Genomic DNA, 25,156 nt, shown 5'->3' with positions numbered 1-25,156 from the left:
CACGCGCTCCTGCCGAGAAGAGTTGATGTGTATTCACAATGACGGCCTTCAACAAACGAGGGCTGGTGAAGCAATCAATCGCTGGAGACATCATGATCACGAACAAAATGCGCGTAACGGCGGCGGCGGTAGCGCTCGCACCGGTCATCGCTCTCGGTTCAGGTTTCGCTTCCGCCGCTCCGGACGTAGCGCCGGGACCCGTGCAAGTGGCGGATCAGCCGGTACCGGTTCAGGTCGAGCCCGCGACATTGGGCCTGATTTGGCCGCTCGGCATTTTCTGCGCTCCGCTGCTGCTGCTGCCGCCAGTGGTCAACGCGGTTGCCGTGTTCGTCTGCGCCGCTTGACCGCATTCGTCAGAAGTGCCTCGGACACGGGTGCGCCTCGGGCTGTGACCAGCCCGAGGCGTCTCGTCTTTCTCGGCCGTCGCGAATTTCGTTTCGGCTTTGCCGAAGCACCGATCGGGTGAACATCCGGGAATCAATCGTGACGCCCCGATAAGTGCGGTTGAATTACCGGATGACCAAGTTCAGGAAACTCGTGGGCGCTGCGGCGGCATTCGCCGCCGGCGCAGCGCTGTTCGGGGCACCCGGGACCGCGCAGGCCGCGACGCCATCCGTGCTGGGTGGCGGCTCCGGCATCGTCGTCGGCGGTCAGAACATCTGCACCCTCACCACGATCGGACGCGACTCCGGCGGTCGTCTGGTCGGGTTCACCGCGGGGCACTGCGGTGACGCGAACGCCGCCATCGTCCCCGAAGGCGACCGCGACGCCGGTACCGTCGGCACTGTCGTCTATGTCGGCAGCGAGATGGACTATTCCGTGATCGAATTCGATCCGGGCAAGGTCGCGCCGGTCAACCAGGTGGGCGGTACCACCATCACCGGCCTGGGCGGGCCCGCGCGATACCCGGACACCGTCTGCAAGGAAGGCCGGACGACCGGCCGGACCTGCGGACCCGCCTACGGCGACGTTTTCACCGGCGGCAATGTGACGTGGACGCAGACCTGTGTGGTCGAGGGCGATTCGGGCGCTCCGCTCGTCGTCGGGACCACACTCGTCGGCATGGTCAACGGCTACTTGGCCGTGCCGTGCATCGGCCCGCAACTGGGCACCGACATCACCGCCATCGTCGCCGACATCAACGCTCGCGGTGGCGCGGGTGCGGGTTTCCAACCGATCTGACCGGACCGCGAACTCTTCCGGTCATCCGGTCGGAGCCTTACCTTTCCTGGTCGGTGACGACACCGAATTCGATAGCGCGTTCGACCAGGAACAGCCGTTTCTGGTTCGGGGGTAAGGCTTCGACCTGGAATATCCGGAACAACGCACGCATGTGCGTCTTGACCGTCGAAAGACTCAGGCACAAATCGTCCGCGATCTGACGGTTGGAGGCCGGGTAGGAATAGGCGTCGCGCGCGTCGTACGGGCGGCACAACGCCGAGAGGACTAGATACTGGGCCGGGGTCAGCGAATTGCGGGTGGGCAACGGGGAATGCGCGAGCGTCATTTCCTCGCCTAAGGAGTCGGCGACCCGGAACACGAATACCGATCGGCCCACGCGAATCGAATCCCCGGAGCCGAGTTTCCGCCGCCCGCCGACGCGTTCGCCATTGACGAATGTCCCATTCTTGGACAGGCCGTCGTCGACGATGGTCCAGCATCCGCCGACGCGCTCCAGAATTGCATGCAACCGGGACACGGTCGGGTCGGAAGTCACGGTGATATCGGAAGTGCCGGAACGCCCGATCGTCATTCTGGACGCGCCGCCGTCGAGAGAGATTTCCCGCACGCCTTCCTCCTGCGCGACGGGCTGCGGCGAAATGGAAGCAGGGCGTCCCCACGCGGACTGCCCCACCAGTGGGTACAGTTCGCGACGCAGGGCCTGTGGTCCGCTGGACGTCGACATCGTTCGTCTTCCCACTCGAAGTACGCCGGGAACTGCGGGCACCGATTCGCTACTCTCAGGGTGCGCTTTCTCGGTGCCGAGCACAGGGGTTTCGACTACTTCGCTGCGTGAGTGAGTCGGTAGCAGACTCCGGGCACGTCAACGGCGACAAAACCAACCGAGCAGTCTGAATAGCCTGCCCGGGCCGGGTGCACGGACCCAGAATGGTCGGATGAGCGTCATCATCCGACCGCGCACCGAGACAGACCTCGACGCCTGCGCCGCGGCCCTGCGGCACGTCCACGAAATCGACCACTATCCGCAGGACTGGCCCGCCGACCCGGCGGGCTGGCTGTCGCCACCCAAACTGCTCGCGGCCGTTGTCGCCGACCGCGACGACGCCGTGGTCGGGCACATCGGCCTCGGCACGAGCCACAACACGCCGAAGGTCGTGCGCGAATCGGCCGGCACGGAGACTGTCGTCTCGGTGATCCGGTTGTACGTCCTCCCGGACGCGCGCCGAGCGGGAGTGGGTTCACGACTGCTGACCGAGGCCGCACGCATGGCCGCGAGCTGGGGCCAGCGCGCCGTCCTCACGGTGGCGTCCGACAGCACGGCGGCGATCGCCCTGTACGAGCGGCACGGTTGGCGGCATGTGCACAGCGGGCCCGGCGGCTGGCGTACCGCGGATGGACGAGAAGCACGGATGCGGTACTACGTCGGCCCCTGAGCCATGAAGCGGTCAAGCCCGGGGATGTGCCTGGTCGTGCACCTTCTTGAGCCGGTCGATGGAGACATGGGTGTACAGCTGCGTGGTGGCCAGACTGGCGTGCCCGAGAAGTTCCTGCACCATACGCAGGTCGGCCCCGCCTTCGAGAAGGTGCGTCGCGGCGGTGTGCCGCAGGCCGTGCGGTCCCATCCCCGGTGCACCGGGGATGGCCGAGACCACCTCGTGCACCACGGCTCTGGCCTGGCGTTGATCGAGACGCCTGCCGCGGCGGCCGAGCAGCAGCGCTCGACCGGACTCGGCGGTGGCGAAGGCAGGTCGGCCGTAGCGCAGCCAGTTGCCGACCGCGTCGTCGGCGGGGGCGCCGAACGGCGCCGATCGCTCCTTGTTGCCTTTGCCGAGCACGCGCACCACACGTCGTTCGCGGTCCACGTCCTCGACGTCCAGACCGCACAACTCGCTGACCCGGATGCCGGTGGCGTACAGCAACTCCACGATCACCCGGTCGCGCAGTGCCATCGGATCGCATTGCGCGGCACCGGATTCCGCGGCGCCCATGGCACCCAGCGCCTGTTGCCGCCCGAGTACGGCGGGTAGGACGCGATGCGCCTTCGGCGAACCCAGCCGCAGCCCCGGATCCGAGGGCAACCGGCCGGTCCGGGTAAGCCAGGCTGTGAACGTGCGCGCCGACGACGCGCGCCGTGCCACGGTCGTCCGCGCCGCGCCCGCCGCCGCTTGCTGGGCCAGCCACGAACGCAGCAACAGCAGGTCCAGCTCGCGGATCGCCGAATCCGCCGACCGCGTGTACAGATGTTCCAGCAGGGATCGCGCATCCCCGAGGTACGCGCGCACGGTGTGCTCCGAGCGGTTGCGCCCGAGCCGCAGATGCCTGCCGTATTCCATCAGCAGCGCTTCCAGGTCTTCGGGCAGTTCCTTCATGCTTCCACCGTCCCGATCCGCGGCGGGGATGGCAAGCGGCCGCGCCGGAGGCGCTCATCCGCGCCGCGCCGTTCGGTGCCAACCGCTTTCGTCACTCGCCACCAGACCCGTCAATTCGAGGGCGGACAAGCTCGCACGAACCGCGGGAAGGGGCAATCCGCACTGCCGGGACAGCTCCAGCGGCAGCCGGGAACCGATCCTCGGCAGCGCGGCGAAGACCAGCGCCTCCTCTCCCGTCAGCTGGCCCTCCGGGGCGCCGACCGCGGCTGCCGCTCCGGGAAGCGACAGCCGCAACGGCCCTGCTTCGTCGACGACCTCCTCCGCCCTGGTCACCAGAAGGGCTTCGCCGTCGCGGATCATGCGGTGGCAGCCCACCGAAGCGGCCGAGGTGACCGGCCCGGGCACGGCCAAGGCCGGACGGCCCAGGCGGCGAGCCCATTTGACGGTGTTCCGCGCACCGCTGCGCAGCCCTGCCTCGATGACGAGCACACCGTCGGCGAGGGCGGCGATCAACCGGTTCCGGGCGAGGAACTGATGCTTCTGCGCGGAGACGCCCGGCGGGTACTCGCTGACCACCAACCCGGACTCGGCTACATCGGCCAGCAAGCGCCCGTGCTGCGCGGGGTAGGGCCGGTCGATGCCGCAGGCCAGCACGGCGATGGTGAGACCCTCTACCGACAGCGCCGCCCGGTGCGCCATGCCGTCTATCCCGAAGGCGGCCCCGGAGACAATGGTCCACCCCTGTGCGGCCAGATCGCCCGCGATCTCTGCCGTGACCCGATTGCCGTACCCGGTGCTGCACCGCGCGCCCACCACCGCCACAGCGCGTTCGCTGGACTCCAGCAGCGAGCGGGGGCCGCGCACCCACAACACGAGCGGTACCGCGCCGTCGCGATCCCGGCCCGGCTCGAGCTGTGCGAGACCGAGCATGCGCCAGGCGGGCCACTCCGGGTCGTCGGGCGTCACCACCCGTCCGCCGATCCGCTCGATGATCTCCAGATCCCGCGCCGCCACGTCGACCGCGCGCCGCTGCGCGGTGGGTCCGCGAAGCGGTTCCGGCAACGCGCACTCCCGGACAGCACGCGCCGCCTCCACCACCCCGACCGACTCCACGAGCGCCGACAACGGCGCACAAGGCCCCTGCACCACCCGCGACAGGTACACCCAGGCGAGCCGCCGGGCATCCGATTCGCCGGGCGACGATCCGGGACCGCACGCGGGCACCCGAACCCCCGAGCGTCCCTCCGCGCCCGCAGGCGCTCGGGCCACCGCGCACGGGTCGTCGACGGTGCGCACGTTCGCCGCTGCCGGTCCGTCCTGCGCGAGCAGGTGCGCGACCGCGGGCGCATTCCCGGCGAACACTTCCCTGCCTCCAGGCAGGGCTCGGGCGGCAGGCGCGTCCGCGGCAGCGGGCAAGTCCGCCGAGGCAGGTGGGCCTGCGGCGGGCAAGAACTCGACGGCACGCACGTCGGCGACCGCCGACGCGTGGGCAGCCACACACTCGCCCCTGCCCACGGGCGCCTGACCCGCCGCAGGCAGCTCGGTGACCCCTGGCACGTCCACGTCAGCAGACACATCCCCGTCCTCAGGGGGCTCCCCCATTTCGAGCGGATTCGCGGTCGCGAACACGTCCCTGGCAGCACGCGGCGCCGCCATGGCGGACACGTCCGCAGCGACGCGCACGGTCACAGCCGCAGGCGGTTTTGCCGTCTCGTCTTCGGCCGGCGTTCTCGCGCTCATTGGGCACCCCGCTGACGAAAGTTCAGAGCCGCCAGAACGTCCTGCGCCGAAGGCACTTCGCCGCCACGCAAGTCGGAAATCGTCCAGGCGACGCGGATGGCCCGGTCCGCACCTCGCGCGGACATGCGACCGAGACGCAGTGCGGCCTCGACGGGCGCGAGCGATTCGCGCGGCAATCGGAATCGTTGACGCAGGACATGTCCGGGGACCTCGGCGTTGGTCAGCCACCCGTATTCGCGCCAGCGCTCGGCGGCGGCGCGCCGCGCGACGGCTACCCGGCCGCGGACCACCTCGCTGCTCTCCGCGGCGTCCGTGCTGAACGCCGCGCCGGACTGCCCGTGCATCCGCACCCAGATGTCGATCCGGTCCATCAGCGGCCCGGACAGTTTGCCGAGATAGCGGCGGCGCGCCAGCGGCGCGCAGATGCAGTCGACGTCGCGCGCCGGGGCACACGGGCACGGGTTGGCCGCCAGCACGAGCTGGAAACGAGCCGGATAGCGCGCGACACCGTCGCGCCGGGCAATGCGCACTTCCCCTTCTTCCAACGGCGTTCGCATCGCCTCCAGCACCTTCGCGCCGATCTCGGCGCATTCATCGAGGAACAGCACGCCGCGGTGGGCCCGGCTGACCGCACCCGGCCGGGCGGTGCCCGAACCACCGCCGATCATCGCGGTCACCGAAGTCGAATGATGTGGTGCGACGAACGGTGGCGCGGTGACCAACGGATGGTCACCGGCCAGCGTGCCCGCCATCGAGTGGATCGCGGTCACCTCCAGTGCCTCGCTCTCCGTGAGGGGCGGCAGCAGGCTCGGCAGACGTTGGGCCAGCATCGTTTTGCCGATGCCGGGCGGCCCGGTGAGCAGGAGATGGTGCCCGCCCGCCGCGGCCACCTCCAAGGCCCATCGAGCCTCGTCCTGCCCCACCACCTCGCTGAGATCGCCGCCGTGCCGCACCGCGTCCGGCAGATCGCCATCCGGCTCGTCGAGCGCGCCTTCTCCGCGCAGCCAGGCCACGACGGCGCGCAGGCTGCGCGCGCCGAAGACCTCGATGCCCTCTACCAGACCCGCCTCGGCCATGGTCACCGCCGGGACCACGACGGTGGACCAGCCGCCCTTGCGGGCCGCGAGCACGGCGGGCAGGATGCCGCGGACCCGCCGCACCCGGCCGTCCAGCGCGAGTTCGCCGAGCAGCACGGTCTTCGCGAGCCGGTCGGAGGGAACCGAGCCGGACGCGCCCAGCACCGCGACCGCCAGCGCAAGGTCGTAGACGCTGCCCAGCTTCGGCAATGTCGCGGGCGAGAGCGCGAGGACCACCCGGCCGTCGGGCCACTTCTCCCCCGAGTTCGCCACCGCCGAGCGGATCCGGTCGCGCGACTCCTGCAACGCGGTGTCGGGGAGCCCGACCAGGTGGACCGACGGCAGGCCTTGCCCGATATCGGCCTCGATCTCGACGAGCAGTCCGTCCACGCCGGTGACCGCGACCGAGTGCGCCCGTCCGAGGGCCATTCAGAACACCGCCCGGAGATGGTCGATGACCGGTGTACGACCACGCGCCACCAGCACCGACACGACGTCGAACCGGATACGCCGCCAGGGTCCGTCCTGTTCGGCCAGCCACAGCAGGGCCAGCCGCCGAATCCGCTGCTGCTTGACGAAGGTGACCGACTCGGCCGGAGTGCCGTAGCCAACGCCGGAACGGGTCTTGACCTCGACGAACGCCGTCACGTCCGCCTCTGTGGCGATCAGGTCGAGTTCGCCGTATCGGCAACGCCAGTTCCTGGCGACGATCTGCATCCCGGCGGCGCGCAGAAACGCCGCCGCCAGTTCCTCCCCGTGCGCGCCGAGCGCCTGTTTGTCTGTCACCCGGCCAGCGTGCGCCGGAACCTGATCAGGTCAGCGCCGCCGAACTGCGGATACAGAAAGCCTGGGGACAATCGAGCCGCTGTGCAGAACTCTCGGCCCGCTCACTCGGGCAGCCGCAGGTCCGGCTTCTCCAGCTCCTCGATGTTGACGTCCTTGAAGGTGATGACCCGGACGTGCTTGACGAAGCGGGCCGGGCGATACATGTCCCACACCCACGCGTCGCTCATCCGCACCTCGAAGTACACCTCGCCGTCCGCGTTCTGCGGGCGCAGCTCCACGGAGTTGGCCAGGTAGAAGCGGCGCTCGGTCTCCACCACGTACGAGAATTGACCGACGATGTCCTTGTACTCGCGATACAGCGAGAGCTCCATCTCGGTTTCGTACTTCTCGAGGTCCTCGGCACTCATCGGGTGGGACGTCCTCCTTCTCGCCGCATCGCGTCGTGTGCTGACATCATCGCGCATGCGCCGCGTCGGTAGCTACTCGGCCAGCCGTACGCCCGTCCGGAAACTGCTCGGACAGCGCTTCGTCCAGGCCCTCGGCCAGCACGGCGTCCGCGTCGTCGGCCGCCGCCGCGACCGGCCGCAACCCGGCGGCTTCGCGCACGTTGCGCCACGAGCGGCGGTGCTCGCTGCTGGGCCCGAGGCGGTGCAGCGCGGCGGTGTGCTCGGGCGTGTTGTAACCCTTGTGGGCGGCGAAGCCGTAGCCGGGGAACCGCTGGTCCAGCTCGACCATGATGCGGTCCCTGGTGACCTTCGCGAGGATGCTGGCCGCCGCGATGCAGGCGGCAGCGCCGTCACCCCCGATCACGGGCAGCGAGGGCACCGGGATACCGGGCACCCGGAATCCGTCGGTGAGCACGTAGCCGGGAGTGTGCCCGAGCCCGGCTACGGCGCGGCGCATTCCTTCGATATTGGCGACGTGGATGCCGATCGAGTCGATCTCCCAGGCCGGGATGACGATCACCTGGTAGGCGAGCGCCAGGCGAACGATCACCGGATACAGCTCTTCACGGGTGGCCTCGGTGAGCTTCTTGGAGTCGTCGAGGCCGGCCAGCTTGTCATACGCCTTCGGCGCGAGCAGGCACGCCGCCACCACGAGCGGTCCCGCGCAGGGGCCTCGCCCCGCTTCGTCCACACCGGCGACCGGCCCGAGACCGCTGCGGATCAACGCCGCCTCCAGCGTGCGCAGCCCTCCGGCCCTGCGCATCACCACGCGCGGCGGCCAAACGTTGCTCACCGGCACTCGCCCTTGCCCCACCGTCCAATTATCCTGCGCGCCGCGCGATCAGTTCTCCTGGGGATTCTCCGAACGCACCGGGCCGATCCGGCCGGGCGGCCAGATCTTGAACACCGCCTTGCCGCGGACGTTCTCCACGGGAATGGTGCCCTGCAGTTCGTCGGTGATGTGGGCGCGGGAGTCGGCCGACTGGTTGCGGTTGTCGCCCATCACCCACAGATGGCCCTCGGGCACCTTCACGGGCTTGAATTCGCGTCCGCCACTCGCGTTGTAGGGCTGACCCGGCACATAGGGGGCGAGGTAGCGGGCGTACGGCTCGTCCAGCGGTTTGCCGTCCACGATGACCCGGCCCTGCGGATCGCAGCACTCCACGGTCTGGCCGCCGACCGCGATCACCCGCTTCACCAGATCGTTCTCGTCCGGCGGCACCAGGCCGAAGAAGGAGAAGAAGTTCTGCACGCCGCGGACGGCGGGATTGTCCGAGCGGATCGACTGGTAGTGGGTGTTCCACGAGGGGGGCCCGACGAACACGACCACGTCACCCGGTTGCGGATCGCCCCAGTAGTAGCTCAGCTTCTGCACGTAGATGCGGTCACCGGTGCATCCGGCGCAACCGTGCAACGTGGTTTCCATCGACTCCGACGGAATCACGTACGGCCGACCGACGAAGGTGACCATCAGCGCGGCGATCACCGCGGCGATCACGATGAGGATCGGCAATTCCTGCCAGAACGGCCGCTGCTTCTTCTTCGACCGCCGCTTGGCGCGGCCTGCCCGCGTACTCTCGTCGCCCGATTCGGACACCGACACCGACCCACTTTCGTCTGCCACGCCGAACAGATTAGCCCGGCAGCGAAACCGTGGTCCGATGCCGGGCTGAGGAAAATCTGTTGTACCGAAAAGCTAACTCAGCGCTTTTCCTTGATCTTGGCGGCCTTGCCGCGCAGATCGCGCAGGTAGTACAGCTTGGCCCGGCGGACGTCACCGCGGGTCACGACATCGATGTGGTCGATGTTCGGGCTGTGCACCGGGAAGGTGCGCTCCACACCGACACCGAACGACACCTTGCGGACGGTGAAGGTCTCGCGGATGCCACCACCCTGGCGGCGGATCACGACGCCCTTGAAGACCTGGATGCGCTCCTTCGAGCCTTCGATGACCTTCACGTGCACGTTCAGCGTGTCGCCCGGCCGGAACTCGGGGACGTCGCTGCGCAGCGACTTCTCGTCGACGAAGTCAAGGGTGTTCATTTCCATCCTTCTGGTTTCGCGCGAACAGAGGACCCTGGCGACACTGGGCGTGCTCGGCCGGTTCATGCTCCGAATTAAGGGGGTGCGCCGGGTCGACAACCACCCAGGGCAACCTGAGCATTGTGCCAGATCGGCACGCTCCGGAAGAAATCGGCCCGGCTTGTGCCGGTTGCGCGTGGCCCGGCAGCGACCTACCGGCCGCGGCCTTCCGCGCATCCTGCCATCACGACTCCGGCGGGAGGATCGGCGAGGCGAACACTTCCTCCAGCGGGGTCGGGCCGGTGTAGCGGCGGCAGTGGCAGCCCACCCATTCCCGCAGGCCGTGCGTGCCCTTACGGGAGATCTCGGCGTGGCAGGTGCCGGTGGCGCGGTCGTGCAACGACAGGTCGTGCCCGCAACCGCAGCGCGCGGGAAGCCTCTGCCCCGATCGGACTCGACGATGCCCGAACCTGCCACAGACCCAGCCGACACCGACCAGGCCGGCGCCGACCGCGAGACTCAAAGGATCCAACACGATCACAGTATACGTATACGCATAGCCGATATCGGCCGGATCGGGACAAGTCCGGTGACTTCGCCGAGTATGCCGTTCTCAGTGGTTTCGTTCGCCGCTGATCGCGTCCTGGGCGGGCGGCGGGCCGGGCGCGTCCAGCGGACCGTGGTCGGGGTGCCAGAGCGAGTGGTGCCGGTGCGGGGCGGGTGGAGCGGGCACGACCGTGCGAGTGAGTTCCGCTTCCGCCGCCGTGCGGACATGCTCGACGTCCGGTTTCCCCGCGACGAGGTCCTGCACGAAGATCTTCGCGCGGATGACCGGCCGGCGATAGCGCCGTTCCCGGACGATCGCCCGGTACCTCAGGCGCCTTCGGTCGGCGTAACGCCAACGCGCCCACGGCGCACCCGGGCGGCTCAGCCGCAGCGCACCGACGACCAGCAGGGGCAGGAAGAACATGCCGAACAGGCCGGTCCAGATCTTCCCTTTGGCGATCACGATCGCCGCCAGAGCGAGATTGACCACCGCGAACGCGACAACGAAGGCGCGCACCTCGGCACTGGGATCACGGCGGAAATCGTTGATGTCCAGCATCCACAGCGGGTGGAAGCCGAGCAGCAGCAATCCCGTCACGGCGAGCGCGACGAACACCGCGTCCACCGACGTTCGTCCCTGCTCCTCCCAGTACACGTCGCGCAGATAGAAGATCAGCGCGAACTCGTCGAGCACCAGCGCGGCGCCCACACCGAAGAACGCGGCGAGGACGCTCGCCGTGGCCGTGTCGGCGCTCTGGTACTCGGCGACCATGCCGACGCCGGAGGCGAGCACCAGCACGACCCCGAACACCATGTGGTGGATGTGCGTGTCACCGGCCCGCAGATTGCCCGGCCACCATCGCACGCGCGCGCGGATGAGCCGGACGCTGACCCGGATGAACAGGAATCCGACGATGAATCCGAGGAGGAAGCACAACAACGGCAGCCGCCCTTGGGCGATCACGTCCTCGTGGAGCCACCGTCGCATGGCCGCTACTCCCTCCCGCGCACCGGGCTACTGGCCGAAACCCGCCCTGCGCAGCGCGTCGGCCATCGCGCCGGTCGGTGCGGGCGCGTTCCGGCGCTGGTTGCCGCCGCGCCCCTGTCCTTGATTGCGGTTCTGGCCCTGCTGCCTGTTCTGACCATTCTGCCGCTGCCGCGGCTCGCCGCCTCCGGAGCGGCCACCCTGGTCGGATCGGCCGCCTTGGCCGCGCTGGCGGTTGTCGCCGCCCTTGGCGGGTGCGCCCGGCTCGTCGTCCAGGCGCAGCGACAGGCCGATGCGCTGACGCGCCACGTCCACCTCGAGCACCTTGACCTTGACCACGTCGCCGGACTTGACCACCTCGCGCGGGTCCTTGACGAAGTTGTGCGACATGGCCGAGACGTGTACCAGGCCGTCCTGGTGCACGCCCACGTCGACGAACGCGCCGAACGCGGCCACGTTGGTCACCACGCCCTCGAGGACCATGCCCGGTTTCAGGTCGGCGACCTTCTCCACACCCGCGGCGAACTCGGCGGTCTTGAACTCCGGACGCGGGTCGCGGCCGGGCTTCTCCAGTTCGGCGATGATGTCGGTGACGGTCGGGACACCGAAGCGTTCGTCGGTGAAATCGCCGGCGTGCAGCGACCGCAGGACCGTCGTGTTGCCGATGACCTCCGCGATGCCGCGGCCGGTGGATTCGAGGATGCGCCGCACCACCGGATACGCCTCCGGGTGCACCGCGGAGGTGTCCAGCGGATCGTCGCCGCCGCGGATGCGCAAGAAGCCCGCGCACTGCTCGAACGCCTTCGGCCCCAGGCGCGGGACGTCGAGCAGCGCGGTCCTGCTGCGGAACGGGCCGTTCTGGTCCCGGTGCGCCACGATGCTCTCCGCCACCGACCCGGCGATGCCGGACACCCGTGACAGCAGCGGCACCGAGGCCGTGTTCACGTCGACGCCGACCGCGTTCACCGCGTCCTCCACCACCGCGCCCAGCGAGCGGGCCAGCAGCGACTCGGATACGTCGTGCTGGTACTGGCCGACGCCGATGGATTTGGGGTCGATCTTCACCAGCTCGGCCAGCGGGTCCTGCAGCCGCCGCGCGATCGACACCGCGCCGCGCAGCGACACGTCCAGGTCAGGCAGTTCCTGCGAGGCGTAGGCCGAGGCGGAGTACACCGACGCACCCGCCTCGGAGACCACGATCTTGGTGGGTTTGTTCTCCGGGATGCGCGAGATCAGCTCGGCGGCAAGGGCGTCGGTCTCGCGCGAGGCGGTGCCGTTGCCGATGGCGATGAGTTCCACGCCGAACCGGGCGACCAGCGCGCCCAGCACCGCCAGCGACTTCTCGGTCTGGCCCTGCGGCTTGTGCGGGTAGATCACCTCGGTGGCGACCACCTTGCCGGTGGCGTCGACCACCGCGACCTTGACGCCGGTGCGGTAGCCGGGGTCCAGGCCCATGGTCGTGCGGGTGCCCGCGGGGGCGGCGAGCAGCAGATCGCGCAGATTCGCGGCGAAAACGTCGACCGCGTCCTTCTCCGCGGCCTGCCGCAGCCGCATCCTGGTGTCGATGCCCAGGCTGACCTGCAGCTTGGTGCGCCACGCCCAGCGCACGGTGTCCAGCAGCCAGGAGTCGGCGGGCCTGCCACGGTCGGCGATGCCGAAGCGCGTTGCGATGCGACCCTCGTAGACGGTGCGCTCGCCCGGCTGCGGCTCCTCGGTGTCCGGCTCGAGGTGCAGGGTGAGCACCTCCTCCTTCTCCCCGCGCAGCAGCGCGAGGATGCGGTGCGAGGGCAGCTTGTCGAACGGCTCACTGAACTCGAAGTAGTCGGCGAACTTCGCGCCCGCCTCCTCCTTGCCCGCCCGCACGGTCGAGGTGACCTGCCCGCGATTCCACATCAGTTCGCGCAACTCCCCGACCAGATCGGCGTCCTCGGCGAAGCGCTCGACCAGAATGGCGCGCGCACCGTCGAGCTGCTCGGCGGTGTACTGCGCCGGATCGGTGTTCGGATCCTCGATCAAAGCGTCGGCCACCGGCTCGTGCCCGGCCTCGCGCGCGATCTGCGCCTTGGTGCGCCGCTTCGGCTTGTACGGCAGGTAGATGTCCTCGAGCCGGGCCTTGGTCTCGGCGAGCAGGATCTGCCGGTGCAGGGCCTCGTCGAGTTTGCCCTGGCCGCGGATCGATTCGATGATCGAGGCCCGGCGCTCGTCGAGTTCGCGCAGGTAGTGCAGACGTTCGTCGAGCAAGCGCAGCTGCGCGTCGTCCAGTCCGCCGGTGATCTCCTTGCGGTACCGCGCGATGAACGGCACCGTCGAACCCGCGTCGAGGAGCTCGACGGCGGCGCGCACCTGGGTTTCACGCACCGCGAGTTCCTCGGCGATGCGACGGTTCACGCTGGCTGGGCCCGCGGTATCGGAGCGTGGCACGGCGGGTGTGGACTCTGCACTGGCAGTCTCGGGCGCTGTCGTCACGTCGGAGACACTACCGCTCCCCCGCCTCTGCGCGTCTTCTGCCGGTCGCCGGTGCCCCGCCGTTCCGCGGCAGGCCCGCCGTGATGCGGCGGGCCGATTTCTGGGCGTAGCCGGTGGGTCATCCATGTTCTCCGGCATCAGAAGTCGCTGGTCGAATCAGGTCGCTTCCGCTGCCGGCGCGAGGATCGCTCGGGCGAGTTCCCGCATCTCCGCTTTGCGGATCTTGCCGGTGACCGTCATCGGGAATTCCTCGACGACGTGCACGTAGCGGGGAATCTTGAAGTGCGCCAGCTTGCCCGCGGCGAACTCCCGCACGGCCGCCGCGTCCAACGGCGCTGCGCCCTCGCGCATCCGGATCCAGGCCATCAGCTCCTCGCCGTACTTCGGGTCGGGTACGCCGATCACCTGCGCGTCCAGGATGTCGGGATGGGTGTAGAGGAATTCCTCTATTTCCCGTGGGTAGATGTTCTCGCCGCCGCGGATGACCATGTCCTTGATCCGGCCGGTGACAGCCAGGTAGCCGTCGGCGTCCATCACGCCGATGTCGCCGGTGTGCATCCAGCGGGCGGCATCGATGGCTTCGGCGGTCTTCTCCGGATCATCCCAGTACCCGAGCATCACCGAGTAACCGCGCGTGCACAGCTCACCCGGTTCGCCGCGCGGCACCGTGAGACCCGTTGCGGGATCGACGATCTTGACCTCCAGGTGCGGCCCGACCCGGCCGACCGTGGCGGTACGCCGGTCGATGCCGTCGTCGCGCCGGGTCTGCGTGCTGACCGGCGAGGTCTCGGTCATGCCGTAGCAGATGCTCACCTCGCGCATGCCCATCCGGCCGATGACCCGCTTCATCACCTCGACCGGACACGGCGAGCCGGCCATGATCCCGGTGCGCAGGGTGGACAGATCCGCAGCGGCCGTGTCCAATTCGGCGAGCATGTCGATGAACATCGTCGGAACGCCGTAAAGAGAAGTGCAGCGCTCCGCCTCGACCGCGGCCAGCGTCGCCTTCGGATCGAACGAGGGCGCCGGGATCACGATGGCCGCACCGTGGCTGGTGCTCGCGAGATTGCCCATGACCATCCCGAAGCAATGGTAGAACGGCGTCGGGACGCAGATCCGGTCCTGTTCGGTGTATCCGCACAGCTCGCCGACGAAATAGCCGTTGTTCAGGATGTTGTGATGGCTGAGCGTGGCGCCCTTCGGGAAACCCGTGGTGCCGGAGGTGTACTGGATGTTGATCGGGTCGTCGGCCGACAGCCGCGCGGCGAGCGTGGCAAGCCGATCGGCGTCGATCTCGGTGCGGGTCAGCGCGTCCCACGCGGATGTGCCCAGCACGAGCACCTCGGTCAGCGCCGGGCAATCCGGCCGGACCTGTTCGATCATGGCGACGTAGTCCGAGGATTTGAACCGCTCGGCCGCGATGAGCATCCGCACGCCCGCCTGGCGCAGCACGTACTCCAGTTCGCTGGTGCGATAGGCCGGGTTGATATTGACCAGGATCGCGCCGATCTTCGCCGTGGCGTACTGCACGAGAAACCATTCCGCGCAGTTCGGCGCCCAGATGCCGACCCGGTCGCCCTTGCCGATGCCCTGGTCGGCGAGTCCGCAGGCCAGCGCGTCGACGGCGGCGCCGAGCGCACGGTAGGTCCAGCGCCGTCCGCTCGGCCGGTCCACCAGCGCTTCCCGATCCGGGAACGCCGCCACCGTGCGATCGAGATTGCCGCCGATCGTGTCGCCGAGCAGGGGGACGTCCGAGACGCCGGAGGAGTAACTGGGCAGGGGCAGCGCAGCGGCCGAAGTCATCGGGCACCGCCCTGCCGCAGCACGAACCGCTGCACCTTGCCGCTGGGAGTCTTCGGCAGGCTGTCCACGAAGTGGACCCTGCGCGGGTAGGCGTGCGCGGCGAACTTCCTCTTCACCAGACTCTGCAGCTCGGCTTCCAGCTCGGGACCGCCCGTCGCGCCGTCGCGCAGCACGACGAACGCCTCCAGCACCTCCCCCCGCAGTTCGTCCGGCATGCCGACCACGGCCGCCTCCGCGACCTGCTCGTGCAGCACCAGCACACTCTCCACCTCGAACGGGCCGATGCGGTAGCCCGCCATGATGATCACGTCGTCGTCGCGGGCGGAGAAATGGAAGAAACCGTCGGCATCCCGCGAGCCCGCGTCGCCGGTCAGATACCAGCGGCCGTCGGCGGTGTAGCGCTGCGCGGTGCGCTCAGGGGCGTCGAGGTAGCCGAGGAACCACAGCAGCGGGCTGCGTTCGGTGTCGATCGCGACGCGGCCCAATTGCCCTGGCGGGGCGAGGACGTCGGCGTCGTCGGCGAGCACGGCGCAGGTCCAGCCCGGCAACGAGCGGCCCATCGAGCCCGCGGGAGTCTCGACGTCGAGGTCTTCGTGCCAGGCGTTGCAGATGACCATGCCGTGCTCGGTCTGCCCGTAGTGGTCGCGCACCGCGACACCCAGGTATTCGACGGACCAGGCGACGACCTCGGGTGTCAGCGGCTCCCCCGCCGAGGAGGCACGGCGCAGCCGGGAATGCACCGGCGGCGTGGTGCCGTCGGCGCGCAACGCGCGATAGACCGTCGGCGCGGCGGCGAAGTTCGTGACGCCGAAGGTGTCCAGCACCTGCCAGGTGAGCGGGGCGGAGAAACCCGCGTGCAGCAGGACGCTGCGGACGCCGGTGGCCAGCGGGCCGAGGATGGCGTAGTAGAGGCCGTAGGCCCAACCCGGGTCGGCGGCGTTCCAGAAGACGTCGTCGGGGCGCACGTCCAGCGCGAATTCCTGGTAGGCGTGGAAGGAGGCGAGCGCGCGCAGCGGGATCGGGACGCCCTTGGGTGTGCCGGTGGTGCCGCTGGTGAACAGCTGGACCAGCAGTCCGTCGCCGCCCACCGCGACCGGATCGGCATGGAGGTCGGTAGCCGATCGGGACTCGAGCAGGTCGTCGAACCGCAGCGCACCCTCGGGGGCCTCGGCGCCCGCGACGATCAGCCGCCGAGTCGGGTCCGCGGGCAGATCCGGCCCGGATGCCAGCTTCGGCGCCTGGTCGGCATCGGCGATGACCACCGAGGCGCGGCTCGCGTTCAAACGCAGGGCGATGGCGGGCGGCGCGAAGGCGGTGAACAGCGGCACGTGCACCGCGCCGCGCCGCCAGATGCCGAGCAATGCCACCACCAGGTCCGCTGACTTCGCCATCAGCGTGGCCACCCGGTGGCCCGGCTCGACACCGAGCCCGGCGAGCGCGGCCGCGAACCGGGCGGAGCGTTCGCGCAGTTCGCCGTAGGTGAGGTCGGTCGAGGACAGGTCGGCCTCGACGATCGTGAAGGCGACCCGGTCGGCCGGGTGCCGGTCGCACAGCAGGTCCGCCGCCGACGCGTCGGCGCGGTCGTAACAATCCAGCAGTTCGCGCACCCGCTGATTCGGATCGGTGCCCATCTTCAGTTCTCCTCGTTCTGTGATCCAGCGCAACCCGGGTGTGCAATAGGATGTGGGTCACATCCCGCCGCCCACTACCCCCGAAAAGGGGTGAGTCCCGTGACCCACACCGCTCTGCTGCGTCCGCGCGACAGCGACGCGCTGCGTGCCGAGATCCGCTGGGTGGCGAGCACAGCGGGCGTGCCGGTGGCGTTCGGTGGCGAAGTGCACGGCGACGCGCTGCTGCTGTCGGAATTCGTCGGCACACTGACCAACGGCCTGCGCGGCCTGGCCGTCGTGCGGACCTCGGGACTGGGCGGCCGGGTGATGGATTCCGGACGGCCCGCCGCGGTCTCGGACTATCGCCGCGCCTCCTCGATCACCCACGACTACGACGGACCGGTCTCCGGCGAGGGCATCCGCTCGGTGCTGGCCGTTCCCGTGGTGGTGGACCGGCGTTCCCGCGCGGTGCTCTACGCCGCGACGCGTGGCGCGAGCCCGCTGGGCGACCGCACCGCGGATCTCGTCGTCCAGGCCGGTCGACGCCTGGCCACCGAGATCGCCGTGCGCGACGAGGTCGACCGCAGGGTGCGGCTGCTCGAGGCGGCCGCGCCGTCGCAGGCGGCGGCCCCGGCGATCACCGAGGAGCTGCGCGACATCCACGCCGAACTGCGCGGCATGGCACGCTCGGCCGACGACGATCGGTTGCGCGCACGCCTGCACGCGGTGTGCGAACGGCTCACCCGGGTCCTCACCGGAGACCCACACCCCGACAGCCCGAAACTGTCCCGCCGCGAACTCGACGTGCTTTCCCAGATCGCCCTCGGCTGCACCAATCAGGAAGCGGCGCAACGCCTCTCACTCGGTCCGGAAACCGTGAAGAGCTACCTGCGCAACGCGATGGTCAAACTCGACGCCCACTCCCGGCACGAGGCCGTGGTAGCCGCCCGCCGCCACGGCCTGCTGCCGTGAGGCGTGCGGCTTCCCGTCAGGCCTCGTCCTGCTCCGTGAGCAGGTCGGGGCGGCGTTCGCGGGTGCGGGCGAGTGATTGCTCGCGCCGCCACGCCGCGACTTTCGCGTGGTCGCCGGACAGCAGGATCGGTGGGACATCGAGGCCGCGCCAGGAGACCGGGCGGGTGTAGCTGGGGCCTTCGAGCAGCCCGTCGGAGAACGAATCCTCTTGATGGGATTGCTGATTGCCGAGCACGCCCGGCAGCAGCCGGACCACGGCCTCGGTCATCACCAGCACGGCCGCCTCGCCGCCGATCAGCACGTAGTCGCCGATGCTGACCTCCTCCACCCGCACGCGGCGGGCGGCGTCGTCGAAAACGCGCTGGTCGATGCCCTCGTAGCGGCCGCAGGCGAAGACCAGATGCCGCTCGGCGGCCCAGCGGTGCGCGGTCGGCTGCGTGAACGGCACGCCGGCCGGGGTGGGGACGACGAGTAGTGCGTCGTCGGGGCAGACCTCGTCGAGCGCGTCGCCCCACACGGTCGGCTTCATGACCATGCCGGGTCCACCCCCGTAGGGAGCGTCGTCGACCGACTTGTGCACGTCATGGGTCCACCGGCGCAGATCGTGCACCGTGAGCGAGATCAGTCCCTTGTCGATCGCCTTCCCGAGCAACGCCGTGCGCAGCGGCTCCAGGTATTCCGGGAAAATCGTGACGACGTCGAGCTTCATGCCTGTCTCCTCTCGCCGCCGGGCGTGCCGGCCGGGCGAGCGACACGTGAGCGGGTCCCCCACCGCCTCATTCCGGATCGAGCAGACCCTCGGGCGGATCGATCACGATCACGCCCTCGGCGAGCGACACCGTGGGCACGATGGCGGTGACGAACGGGATCAGGATCTCCCGCCCGTCGTCGGCGGCGCGCACTTCGAGCAGCTCACCGGCCGCGGAGTGCAGCACTTCGCGCACGGATCCGACCACGGTGCCATCGGCGAGCCGGACCTCCAGCCCCTCGAGCTCGTGGTCGTAGAACTCGTCCGGGTCCTCGGAAGGCGGGAGATCGGCGCTGTCGACCAGGAACAGCATGCCGCGCAGCGCGTCGGACGCGGTGCGGTCGGTCACGCCGGCCAGGAACACCAGAAGCCGGCCCGAGTGCTCCCGGGCCGACTCCACGGTGAAATCGCGGACCTCCGCCGAGCGCGGCAGCCTGCCGCGCAACCGGACGCCCGGCGCGAAACGCGCCTCGGGCTCGTCGGTCCGTACCTCGACGACGAGTTCGCCGCGCACGCCGTGCGACTTGGCGACCCGTCCGACGACGAGTTCCATCTACTGGTCGGTGTCGACCACGTCGACCCGGATGCCCCGGCCACCGATACCGGCGACGAGGGTGCGCAGCGCGGTCGCGGTGCGTCCACCGCGACCGATCACCTTGCCCAGGTCATCGGGGTGAACGTGCACCTCGACGGTGCGCCCGCGACGGCCGGTGATCAGCTCGACGCGGACGTCCTCGGGGTTGGCGACGATGCCGCGCACCAGGTGCTCGACGGCATCGGCGACGACGGCGCTCACTGATCCATCACCTCGAGACGCAACTCACCCGTCGTCGCGACCGGCCCTCGGACGGCTCGGGACGGGTATCGAGTGGACGGGTAGGGCCGGCTCATTACTCGGCGGCCTCAGCGGACTCGGCGCCCTCTTCGGCGTCCTTCTTGCCCTTCTTCTTCGGGGTGACGGCCTCGGCGACCGGCTCGTTGTCGGCGGCGGCCAGCGCGGCGTTGAACAGGTCCAGCTTCGACGGCTTGGCCGGCTTGACCTTCAGGGTCCCCTCGGCGCCGTCGATGCCCTTGAACTTCTGCCAGTCGCCGGTGATCTTCAGCAGCTGCAGGACCGGCTCGGTCGGCTGCGCGCCCACGCCCAGCCAGTACTGCACGCGCTCGGAGTCGATCTCGATCAGCGAGGGCTCTTCCTTCGGGTGGTACTTGCCGATGGACTCGATGGCCCGGCCGTCGCGGCGGGTGCGGGCGTCGGCGACGACGACGCGGTACTGCGGGTTGCGGATCTTGCCCAGGCGGGTGAGCTTGATGCGGACAGCCACTGCTGATCTGCCTTTCGTTGGTTGGTCACGACGCAATTCGGCGACCCGCATGGTCTGCGAGCCCGGTTTTGCGCTTTCGAGTGTGTGACCGCCGCGCGGTACGGAACCGGAGACGGGCTGACACTTGTCCGGAAGGACGGTGGTCCATTGTGCCAGACCGGACGATCACGCCAGAAATCGCGTCCGTGTTCACGCGAAGGCGCCCGCGCGCCATAACCAGACATGGGACTCTTCCGGCGCAGCCGCGCGCGAACCGCCCGCCGCACCAGCGAGATCGTGGGTGAACTCGGCGAGGAGGCCGTGGTCGAGTACGTCGCACCCGTCGTGTTCCGGGTGCTGCGCCTGATGGCCGCAGGGGTCGCCCGCGCCATCGAGTGAGGTGGCGGCTTCGACTCGGACTGCTCAGCCGGGAGCGACGGCGGTGAGCGCCCGGGTGGGCACCCAGGGACCGCCCCACCACATCCGCCACCCGACCGGGCGCAGGGCGATGGCGGTCGCGCCGGTGGCCGCCAGGACGGCGCGGTAATCCCGCGTCTTGCCGATGTCCACGATGACCAGTTTGCCGCCGGGACGCAGCACGCGGCACGCCTCGCGGACCGCCGCCGCACGGCCCTCGGCGGTCCGGATGTCGTGGATCGCCAGACTGGAGACGACGACGTCGAACGCACCGTCCGGGAACGGCATGCGGGTCATGTCGCCGGTGCGCAACTCGATCCGGTCGGCGACGTTCTCGGCGAGCGCGTTCTGCTCGGCGGTGGCCGGGGTGTTCCCGCAGTGGTCGGCCGAGCACCACAGGTCCAGACCCACCGCCCGCCCGGCGGGCAGGCGGCGCGCCGCGGCCAGCAGCACCGCCCCCCGTCCGCACCCCATGTCGAGTAATCGTTCGTCGCCGCGCAGGTCGAGTTCGTCGAGCAGGCCCGCCCAGACCCGGAACTTGCCCCGGCGGGTGGCGTGCAGGAACAACCCGAACTGCGCGGCCAGCACGACGCCGATCAGTAGGAGCAGCAGACTCGGACGCAGCTGCTGGAACAGCGCCACCACCAGGGCGGCGGCGAGATACCCGACCGCGAGAACTCCCAGCAACAGCAGCACCGACGGCGCGTCGATGCCGTACGACGCGCGCCACGGAGGGGCTATCATCGGCCGATTGTATCCAGCGCCAATACTATTCGCGCCCGGTTCGCTCTCGTCAGCGCACCAGCGGAGCAAAGGTGCGCCCGGCGAGCTCGACCGCTCCCGGTTCGTGCCCGTTGAACACCATATTGATGATCAGTCCGTCGACGCCGTGGTCGAGAACGCGGGTCCGCAGCTGTTCGGCAACCTCGTCCGGTGTACCGACGAACTGGCGGTCGGCCGGGCTCTGCGCGCGCTCGGCGTCCGAGAGCGCCGACAGGTCGATACCCATGCGGCTCAGGTAGTCCCGCTGCTGCTTGCGCACCAGATCACCGTCCTCGTCCATCATCACGAAGCACAGGTAGCTGGTCTCCAGCGTCTGCGGGTCCCGGCCGGCCTCGGCGCAGCGCGTGCGCAGCGCCTCGATCTTGCGTGGCAGTTCGGAGGCGTTGCAGATGATGTTGAGATGGTCGGCGAAGCGGGCGGCCAAGCCGAAGGTCTTCTTCTCACCGCTGCCGCCGAGCAGGATCGGCAGGTCGTCGCGCACGCGCGGCTCGTTCATGGCGTTCTCGACCCGGTACCACTTGCCCTCGAAGGTGGGCCGCTCGCCGCGCAGCATCGGCTGGATGATGTGCAGCGCCTCGTCGAGCCGCTCGAAGCGGTCGGTGAACGTGCCGAATTCGTAGCCGAGGGAGCGGTGCTCGAGTTCGAACCAGCCCGCGCCGATGCCGAGGACCGCGCGGCCGCCGCTGACCACGTCCAGCGTGGTGACGGTCTTGGCGAGCATGGCCGGGTTGCGGTAGGTGTTGCCGGTGACCAGCGCCGACAACTGGATTCGCTCCGTCGCCGTGGCCAGGCCGCCGAGCGCGGTATAGGCCTCGAGCATCGGCTCGTCGGGCGTGCCGATGCCGGGCAGCTGATAGAAGTGGTCCATGACGAAGGCCGTGTCGAACCCGGCGGCTTCGGCTTCTCGGGCCTGCGCGATCACCGTGGGGAAGAGCTCGCGCACCGACTTGCCGTAGCTGAAGTTGGGCATCTGGTATCCGAGGCGAATTGTCACGAAATCCGACCTTACGCCGCTTTCGGATACTCGCGGGTGAGCCCAGGTGACAAGTTATCGATGGCCGGTCACCGGTCCGCGCCCGCCGTACCCGCGCCCGCGCAGAACGACGGCGTACGGCGTGCCGAGCGTCTCGGGGTGGGTACGCGGATCCTTCTCGTAGACAACGAAATCCGCGGGCGCGCCGTCCTCGATACCGGGTCGCCCGAGCCAGACGCGGGCGTCCCAGCAGGCCGCGCCGAGCGCGTCGTGCCGGGACAGGCCCGCGGCGCCGAGCGCCGCGATCTCGTCGGCGATGCGCCCGTGCCGGATGGAGCCGCCCGCGTCGGTGCCCGCGAAGATCGGCACGCCCGCCTCGTGCGCGGCGGCGACCGTGCCGCGCACCCGCCGGTGCAGGTCGCGCATGTGCGCGGCGTAGACCGGGAACTTGCCCGCACTGTCGGCGATGCCCGGGAAGGTGTCGATATTGATCAGGGTGGGAACCAGCGCGGTGCCGTGCTCGACCATCATCTCGATGGTCTCGTCGGTGAGACCGGTGCCGTGCTCCAGGCAGTCGATACCGGCGTCGATCAGACCGGGTAGCGCGTCCTCGCCGAAGACATGCGCGGTGACCCGCGCGCCGTTGGCATGTGCGGCGTCGATGGCCTCCTTCAGGATCGCGTCGCTCCACAACGGCCGCAGGTCGCCCACGGAGCGGTCGATCCAGTCGCCGACGATCTTCACCCAGCCGTCGCCGAGACGGGCCTGCTCGGCGACGATCTCCGGCAGGTCGCGTTCGTCGTCGAGCTCGATGCCCAGTTCGCGGATGTAGCGCTTCGGCCGCGCGATGTGGCGGCCGGCGCGGATGATCCGCGGCAGCTCGTCGTGGTCGTCGACGAAGCGGGTGTCGATCGGCGAGCCCGCGTCGCGCAGCAGCAGGGCACCGGCGTCGCGCTCGGTCTCGGCCTGCGCGATGGCGCCCGCGCGGTCCTCGTGGCCCCCGCCGTACCGGATCCCGACGTGGCAGTGCGCGTCGACCAGGCCCGGCACGATCCAGCCTGAGCGGCACAGCGTCTCGGCTCCGGGCACGGGCTCGAACGACACCAGGCCGTCGCGCACCCACAGGTCGCGCAGCTCGCCCTCGGGAAGAACCACACCGCGTAGATGCACCGCAACCTCCTGGAACTCGTCGGCGGCCTCCAACCTACTGTCCGATTCCGGGATCGGTCATCCGCGCGAAGCATGGCCACGGGACAGCGAAGCCCTTCCAGCAGGCCGCTCGACCGCGCCCTTCGCGTGATCGAGCCGCGCACAACCGCGGCGCAGACGCACGCCGCCCACGAACATCGTGGGCGGCGGAAGTGTCCTACTTCTTGGGGAACTTCAGCTTGGACAGATCGAAGCCCTCCAAGCCGGGCGGCAACTGGTCCAGCCCGGCCGGCATGTTGGACAGGTCGGGCATCCCGGCGGGCATGCCGGGCATGCCGCCCATCCCGGGGAAGCCGCCGCGCACCTTCGGCGGCGTCGGGCCACGCCCGCCCTTCTTCCCCTTCTTGCCCTTCTTCGCGTTGCCGCGGCGAGAGCCGGGCAGCCCCATCTGGCGGCCCATCATGGCCATCATCTTCTTGGCCTCGAAGAAGCGGTCGACGAGCTGGTTGACCTCGGAGACCTGGACGCCGGAACCGTTGGCGATGCGCAGCCGGCGCGAGGCGTTGATGATCTTCGGATTCGCCCGTTCGGCCGGGGTCATGCCGCGGATGATCGCCTGCACGCGGTCGAGCTGCTTGTCGTCGACCTGGGCGAGCACGTCCTTCATCTGGCCCGCGCCCGGCAGCATGCCCAGCAGGTTGCCGATCGGGCCCATCTTGCGGATGGCCAGCATCTGGTCGAGGAAGTCCTCGAGGGTGAGCTCGCCGCTGCCGATCTTGCGGGCGGCCTCTTCGGCCTGCTGGGCGTCGTAGACCTGCTCGGCCTGCTCGATCAGGGTGAGCACGTCACCCATGCCGAGGATGCGGCTGGCCATGCGATCGGGGTGGAAGACGTCGAAGTCCTCGAGCTTCTCACCGGTCGAGGCGAACAGGATCGGCACACCGGTGACCTCGCGAACGCTGAGCGCCGCACCACCGCGGGCGTCGCCGTCGAGCTTGGTGAGCACCACGCCGGTGAAACCGACGCCGTCGCGGAACGCCTCGGCGGTGTTGACCGCGTCCTGGCCGATCATCGCGTCGAGCACGAAGAGGGTCTCGTCCGGTTGCACGGCGTCGCGGATGCCCGCGGCCTGGCGCATGAGCTCCTCGTCGATGCCGAGACGGCCCGCGGTGTCGACGATGACGACGTCGTACTGCTTCTGCCGCGCCTCCTCGACACCGCCGCGCGCCACGTTCACCGGATCGGCGGCCGAGATGCCCAAGGGATTCTCCCCGCCGCCGACGGACGTGCCGGGGTGCGGCGCGTAGACGGGCACGCCCGCGCGCTCGCCGACCACTTGCAACTGGGTGACGGCGCCGGGACGCTGCAGGTCACACGCCACCAGCAGCGGCTGGTGGCCCTGGCCCTTCAGCAGTTTCGCCAACTTGCCCGCGAGCGTGGTCTTACCGGAACCCTGCAGACCGGCCAGCATGACCACCGTCGGCGGATTCTTGGCCAGGTTCAGCCGCCTGGTCTCGCCGCCGAGGATGCCGACGAGTTCCTCGTTGACGATCTTCACGACCTGCTGGGCCGGGTTCAGCGCCGCGCTGACCTCGGCGCCCTTGGCGCGCTCCTTGATCCGCCCGATGAAACCGCGGACCACGGGCAGCGCGACGTCGGCCTCCAGCAGGGCCAGGCGGATCTCGCGGCAGGTGGCGTCGATGTCGGCCGGTGACAGACGCCCCTTACCGCGCAGATCCTTGAGGGCACCGGTAAGCCGGTCGGACAGGGATTCGAACACCG

The 25,156-nt window shown here is 69.6% G+C and carries 27 protein-coding genes; 5 read left to right on the top strand and 22 right to left on the bottom strand.

The features are described 5' to 3' along the window. Positions 1 to 38 precede the first annotated feature (38 nt). A complete protein-coding gene (locus NNI01S_RS10405; protein ID WP_063019803.1) occupies positions 39 to 344 on the top strand; it encodes a hypothetical protein in 306 nt (101 codons plus the stop codon). Positions 345 to 516: 172 nt separating this feature from the next. Next, positions 517 to 1,182 (top strand): chymotrypsin family serine protease, encoded by a 666-nt coding sequence (locus NNI01S_RS10400; RefSeq protein WP_063019802.1) that lies wholly within the window; start codon positions 517 to 519, stop codon positions 1,180 to 1,182. A 37-nt stretch (positions 1,183 to 1,219) separates the two neighbouring features. Here NNI01S_RS10400 and NNI01S_RS10395 read toward each other — a convergent pair whose 3' ends face one another. Further along, complete coding sequence (locus NNI01S_RS10395) at positions 1,220 to 1,906, bottom strand: FHA domain-containing protein (RefSeq protein WP_084488676.1); 687 nt, start codon at positions 1,904 to 1,906, stop codon at positions 1,220 to 1,222. A 211-nt stretch (positions 1,907 to 2,117) separates the two neighbouring features. On the opposite strand from NNI01S_RS10395, the gene NNI01S_RS10390 reads away from it, so the two are divergent. Next, positions 2,118 to 2,615 (top strand): GNAT family N-acetyltransferase, encoded by a 498-nt coding sequence (locus NNI01S_RS10390; protein WP_063917390.1) that lies wholly within the window; start codon positions 2,118 to 2,120, stop codon positions 2,613 to 2,615. 12 nt (positions 2,616 to 2,627) lie between these two features. Here the strand turns inward: NNI01S_RS10390 and NNI01S_RS10385 are convergent, their stop codons facing one another. The 13 genes from NNI01S_RS10385 to NNI01S_RS10325 form a co-directional block, all read right to left on the bottom strand. Next, positions 2,628 to 3,551 carry a tyrosine-type recombinase/integrase gene (locus NNI01S_RS10385; protein ID WP_063019801.1) on the bottom strand — a complete coding sequence of 308 codons (924 nt, stop codon included), beginning with the start codon at positions 3,549 to 3,551 and terminating at the stop codon, positions 2,628 to 2,630. 54 nt (positions 3,552 to 3,605) lie between these two features. Further along, positions 3,606 to 4,775: a DNA-processing protein DprA gene (gene dprA / locus NNI01S_RS10380; RefSeq protein ID WP_063019892.1), complete on the bottom strand. Its 1,170-nt coding sequence runs from the start codon at positions 4,773 to 4,775 to the stop codon at positions 3,606 to 3,608. A 512-nt stretch (positions 4,776 to 5,287) separates the two neighbouring features. Continuing rightward, complete coding sequence (locus NNI01S_RS10375; RefSeq protein WP_063019800.1) at positions 5,288 to 6,796, bottom strand: YifB family Mg chelatase-like AAA ATPase; 1,509 nt, start codon at positions 6,794 to 6,796, stop codon at positions 5,288 to 5,290. Continuing rightward, the gene (locus NNI01S_RS10370; RefSeq protein WP_063019799.1) at positions 6,797 to 7,153 is read right to left on the bottom strand and encodes a YraN family protein; all 357 of its coding nucleotides are present in this window, start codon (positions 7,151 to 7,153) and stop codon (positions 6,797 to 6,799) included. A 101-nt stretch (positions 7,154 to 7,254) separates the two neighbouring features. Then, positions 7,255 to 7,560, bottom strand: coding sequence for a DUF2469 domain-containing protein (locus tag NNI01S_RS10365; RefSeq protein ID WP_011210678.1), 306 nt, complete (start codon positions 7,558 to 7,560; stop codon positions 7,255 to 7,257). Positions 7,561 to 7,606: 46 nt separating this feature from the next. Further along, positions 7,607 to 8,392 carry a ribonuclease HII gene (locus tag NNI01S_RS10360; RefSeq protein WP_157114684.1) on the bottom strand — a complete coding sequence of 262 codons (786 nt, stop codon included), beginning with the start codon at positions 8,390 to 8,392 and terminating at the stop codon, positions 7,607 to 7,609. 48 nt (positions 8,393 to 8,440) lie between these two features. Continuing rightward, positions 8,441 to 9,223, bottom strand: a complete 783-nt coding sequence (gene lepB, locus NNI01S_RS10355) for a signal peptidase I (protein ID WP_157114683.1) — start codon at positions 9,221 to 9,223, stop codon at positions 8,441 to 8,443. A 77-nt stretch (positions 9,224 to 9,300) separates the two neighbouring features. Continuing rightward, positions 9,301 to 9,642: a 50S ribosomal protein L19 gene (gene rplS, locus NNI01S_RS10350; protein WP_014352079.1), complete on the bottom strand. Its 342-nt coding sequence runs from the start codon at positions 9,640 to 9,642 to the stop codon at positions 9,301 to 9,303. 223 nt (positions 9,643 to 9,865) lie between these two features. Then, complete coding sequence (locus NNI01S_RS10345; RefSeq protein ID WP_063917405.1) at positions 9,866 to 10,156, bottom strand: hypothetical protein; 291 nt, start codon at positions 10,154 to 10,156, stop codon at positions 9,866 to 9,868. A 78-nt stretch (positions 10,157 to 10,234) separates the two neighbouring features. Then, positions 10,235 to 11,155: a hypothetical protein gene (locus NNI01S_RS10340; protein WP_063019797.1), complete on the bottom strand. Its 921-nt coding sequence runs from the start codon at positions 11,153 to 11,155 to the stop codon at positions 10,235 to 10,237. Between the two features lie 27 nt (positions 11,156 to 11,182). Continuing rightward, a complete protein-coding gene (locus NNI01S_RS10335) occupies positions 11,183 to 13,573 on the bottom strand; it encodes a Tex family protein (RefSeq protein WP_063019796.1) in 2,391 nt (796 codons plus the stop codon). Positions 13,574 to 13,774: 201 nt separating this feature from the next. Beyond that, entirely contained in the window at positions 13,775 to 15,421 is a 1,647-nt protein-coding gene (locus NNI01S_RS10330) for an AMP-binding protein (RefSeq protein ID WP_063019795.1), read from the bottom strand. Continuing rightward, the gene (locus tag NNI01S_RS10325) at positions 15,418 to 17,052 is read right to left on the bottom strand and encodes an AMP-binding protein (RefSeq protein WP_063019794.1); all 1,635 of its coding nucleotides are present in this window, start codon (positions 17,050 to 17,052) and stop codon (positions 15,418 to 15,420) included. The genes NNI01S_RS10330 and NNI01S_RS10325 overlap by 4 nt, the downstream gene beginning before the upstream one ends. A gap of 99 nt (positions 17,053 to 17,151) precedes the next feature. Between NNI01S_RS10325 and NNI01S_RS10320 the strand changes: the two genes are divergently transcribed. After that, entirely contained in the window at positions 17,152 to 18,003 is an 852-nt protein-coding gene (locus NNI01S_RS10320; protein WP_157114682.1) for a helix-turn-helix transcriptional regulator, read from the top strand. Between the two features lie 16 nt (positions 18,004 to 18,019). On the opposite strand, the gene trmD is transcribed toward NNI01S_RS10320, so the two are convergent. The 4 genes from trmD to rpsP form a co-directional block, all read right to left on the bottom strand. Beyond that, the gene (gene trmD / locus NNI01S_RS10315; protein WP_063019792.1) at positions 18,020 to 18,712 is read right to left on the bottom strand and encodes a tRNA (guanosine(37)-N1)-methyltransferase TrmD; all 693 of its coding nucleotides are present in this window, start codon (positions 18,710 to 18,712) and stop codon (positions 18,020 to 18,022) included. Between the two features lie 67 nt (positions 18,713 to 18,779). Continuing rightward, positions 18,780 to 19,304, bottom strand: a complete 525-nt coding sequence (gene rimM / locus NNI01S_RS10310) for a ribosome maturation factor RimM (RefSeq protein WP_063019791.1) — start codon at positions 19,302 to 19,304, stop codon at positions 18,780 to 18,782. Further along, a complete protein-coding gene (locus NNI01S_RS10305; protein WP_040708791.1) occupies positions 19,305 to 19,547 on the bottom strand; it encodes an RNA-binding protein in 243 nt (80 codons plus the stop codon). A 94-nt stretch (positions 19,548 to 19,641) separates the two neighbouring features. Continuing rightward, positions 19,642 to 20,073 (bottom strand): 30S ribosomal protein S16, encoded by a 432-nt coding sequence (gene rpsP, locus NNI01S_RS10300; protein WP_063019790.1) that lies wholly within the window; start codon positions 20,071 to 20,073, stop codon positions 19,642 to 19,644. A gap of 222 nt (positions 20,074 to 20,295) precedes the next feature. Here rpsP and NNI01S_RS34420 point away from each other — a divergent pair, with 222 nt between their 5' ends. Beyond that, positions 20,296 to 20,451, top strand: a complete 156-nt coding sequence (locus NNI01S_RS34420; RefSeq protein WP_157114681.1) for a hypothetical protein — start codon at positions 20,296 to 20,298, stop codon at positions 20,449 to 20,451. Positions 20,452 to 20,475: 24 nt separating this feature from the next. On the opposite strand, the gene NNI01S_RS10295 is transcribed toward NNI01S_RS34420, so the two are convergent. From NNI01S_RS10295 to ffh, 4 genes are all read right to left on the bottom strand, one after another. After that, on the bottom strand, positions 20,476 to 21,213 hold the full coding sequence (locus tag NNI01S_RS10295) for a class I SAM-dependent methyltransferase (protein WP_063019789.1): 738 nt from the start codon (positions 21,211 to 21,213) through the stop codon (positions 20,476 to 20,478). A 49-nt stretch (positions 21,214 to 21,262) separates the two neighbouring features. Next, positions 21,263 to 22,246 (bottom strand): LLM class F420-dependent oxidoreductase, encoded by a 984-nt coding sequence (locus NNI01S_RS10290; protein ID WP_063019788.1) that lies wholly within the window; start codon positions 22,244 to 22,246, stop codon positions 21,263 to 21,265. Between the two features lie 54 nt (positions 22,247 to 22,300). After that, a complete protein-coding gene (locus NNI01S_RS10285; RefSeq protein ID WP_063019889.1) occupies positions 22,301 to 23,395 on the bottom strand; it encodes an amidohydrolase family protein in 1,095 nt (364 codons plus the stop codon). Positions 23,396 to 23,591: 196 nt separating this feature from the next. Further along, a complete protein-coding gene (gene ffh, locus NNI01S_RS10280; RefSeq protein WP_063019787.1) occupies positions 23,592 to 25,154 on the bottom strand; it encodes a signal recognition particle protein in 1,563 nt (520 codons plus the stop codon). Positions 25,155 to 25,156: the final 2 nt, after the last annotated feature.

This window comes from Nocardia niwae NBRC 108934 = DSM 45340 (assembly GCF_001613465.1).
GTDB lineage: Bacteria > Actinomycetota > Actinomycetes > Mycobacteriales > Mycobacteriaceae > Nocardia > Nocardia niwae.
This window is presented reverse-complemented; position numbering and strand designations above follow the sequence as displayed.

What these genes read in the sequence shown, in the direction of transcription:
- NNI01S_RS10405 (WP_063019803.1), top strand. Translation starts at nt 39, where the DNA reads ATGACGGCCTTCAACAAACGAGGGCTGGTGAAGCAATCAATCGCTGGA.
- NNI01S_RS10400 (WP_063019802.1), top strand. Translation starts at nt 517, where the DNA reads ATGACCAAGTTCAGGAAACTCGTGGGCGCTGCGGCGGCATTCGCCGCC.
- NNI01S_RS10395 (WP_084488676.1), bottom strand. Translation starts at nt 1,906, where the DNA reads ATGTCGACGTCCAGCGGACCACAGGCCCTGCGTCGCGAACTGTACCCA.
- NNI01S_RS10390 (WP_063917390.1), top strand. Translation starts at nt 2,118, where the DNA reads ATGAGCGTCATCATCCGACCGCGCACCGAGACAGACCTCGACGCCTGC.
- NNI01S_RS10385 (WP_063019801.1), bottom strand. Translation starts at nt 3,551, where the DNA reads ATGAAGGAACTGCCCGAAGACCTGGAAGCGCTGCTGATGGAATACGGC.
- NNI01S_RS10375 (WP_063019800.1), bottom strand. Translation starts at nt 6,796, where the DNA reads ATGGCCCTCGGACGGGCGCACTCGGTCGCGGTCACCGGCGTGGACGGA.
- NNI01S_RS10365 (WP_011210678.1), bottom strand. Translation starts at nt 7,560, where the DNA reads ATGAGTGCCGAGGACCTCGAGAAGTACGAAACCGAGATGGAGCTCTCG.
- rplS (WP_014352079.1), bottom strand. Translation starts at nt 9,642, where the DNA reads ATGAACACCCTTGACTTCGTCGACGAGAAGTCGCTGCGCAGCGACGTC.
- NNI01S_RS10340 (WP_063019797.1), bottom strand. Translation starts at nt 11,155, where the DNA reads ATGCGACGGTGGCTCCACGAGGACGTGATCGCCCAAGGGCGGCTGCCG.
- NNI01S_RS10330 (WP_063019795.1), bottom strand. Translation starts at nt 15,421, where the DNA reads ATGACTTCGGCCGCTGCGCTGCCCCTGCCCAGTTACTCCTCCGGCGTC.
- NNI01S_RS10325 (WP_063019794.1), bottom strand. Translation starts at nt 17,052, where the DNA reads ATGGGCACCGATCCGAATCAGCGGGTGCGCGAACTGCTGGATTGTTAC.
- trmD (WP_063019792.1), bottom strand. Translation starts at nt 18,712, where the DNA reads ATGAAGCTCGACGTCGTCACGATTTTCCCGGAATACCTGGAGCCGCTG.
- rimM (WP_063019791.1), bottom strand. Translation starts at nt 19,304, where the DNA reads ATGGAACTCGTCGTCGGACGGGTCGCCAAGTCGCACGGCGTGCGCGGC.
- NNI01S_RS34420 (WP_157114681.1), top strand. Translation starts at nt 20,296, where the DNA reads ATGGGACTCTTCCGGCGCAGCCGCGCGCGAACCGCCCGCCGCACCAGC.
- NNI01S_RS10295 (WP_063019789.1), bottom strand. Translation starts at nt 21,213, where the DNA reads ATGATAGCCCCTCCGTGGCGCGCGTCGTACGGCATCGACGCGCCGTCG.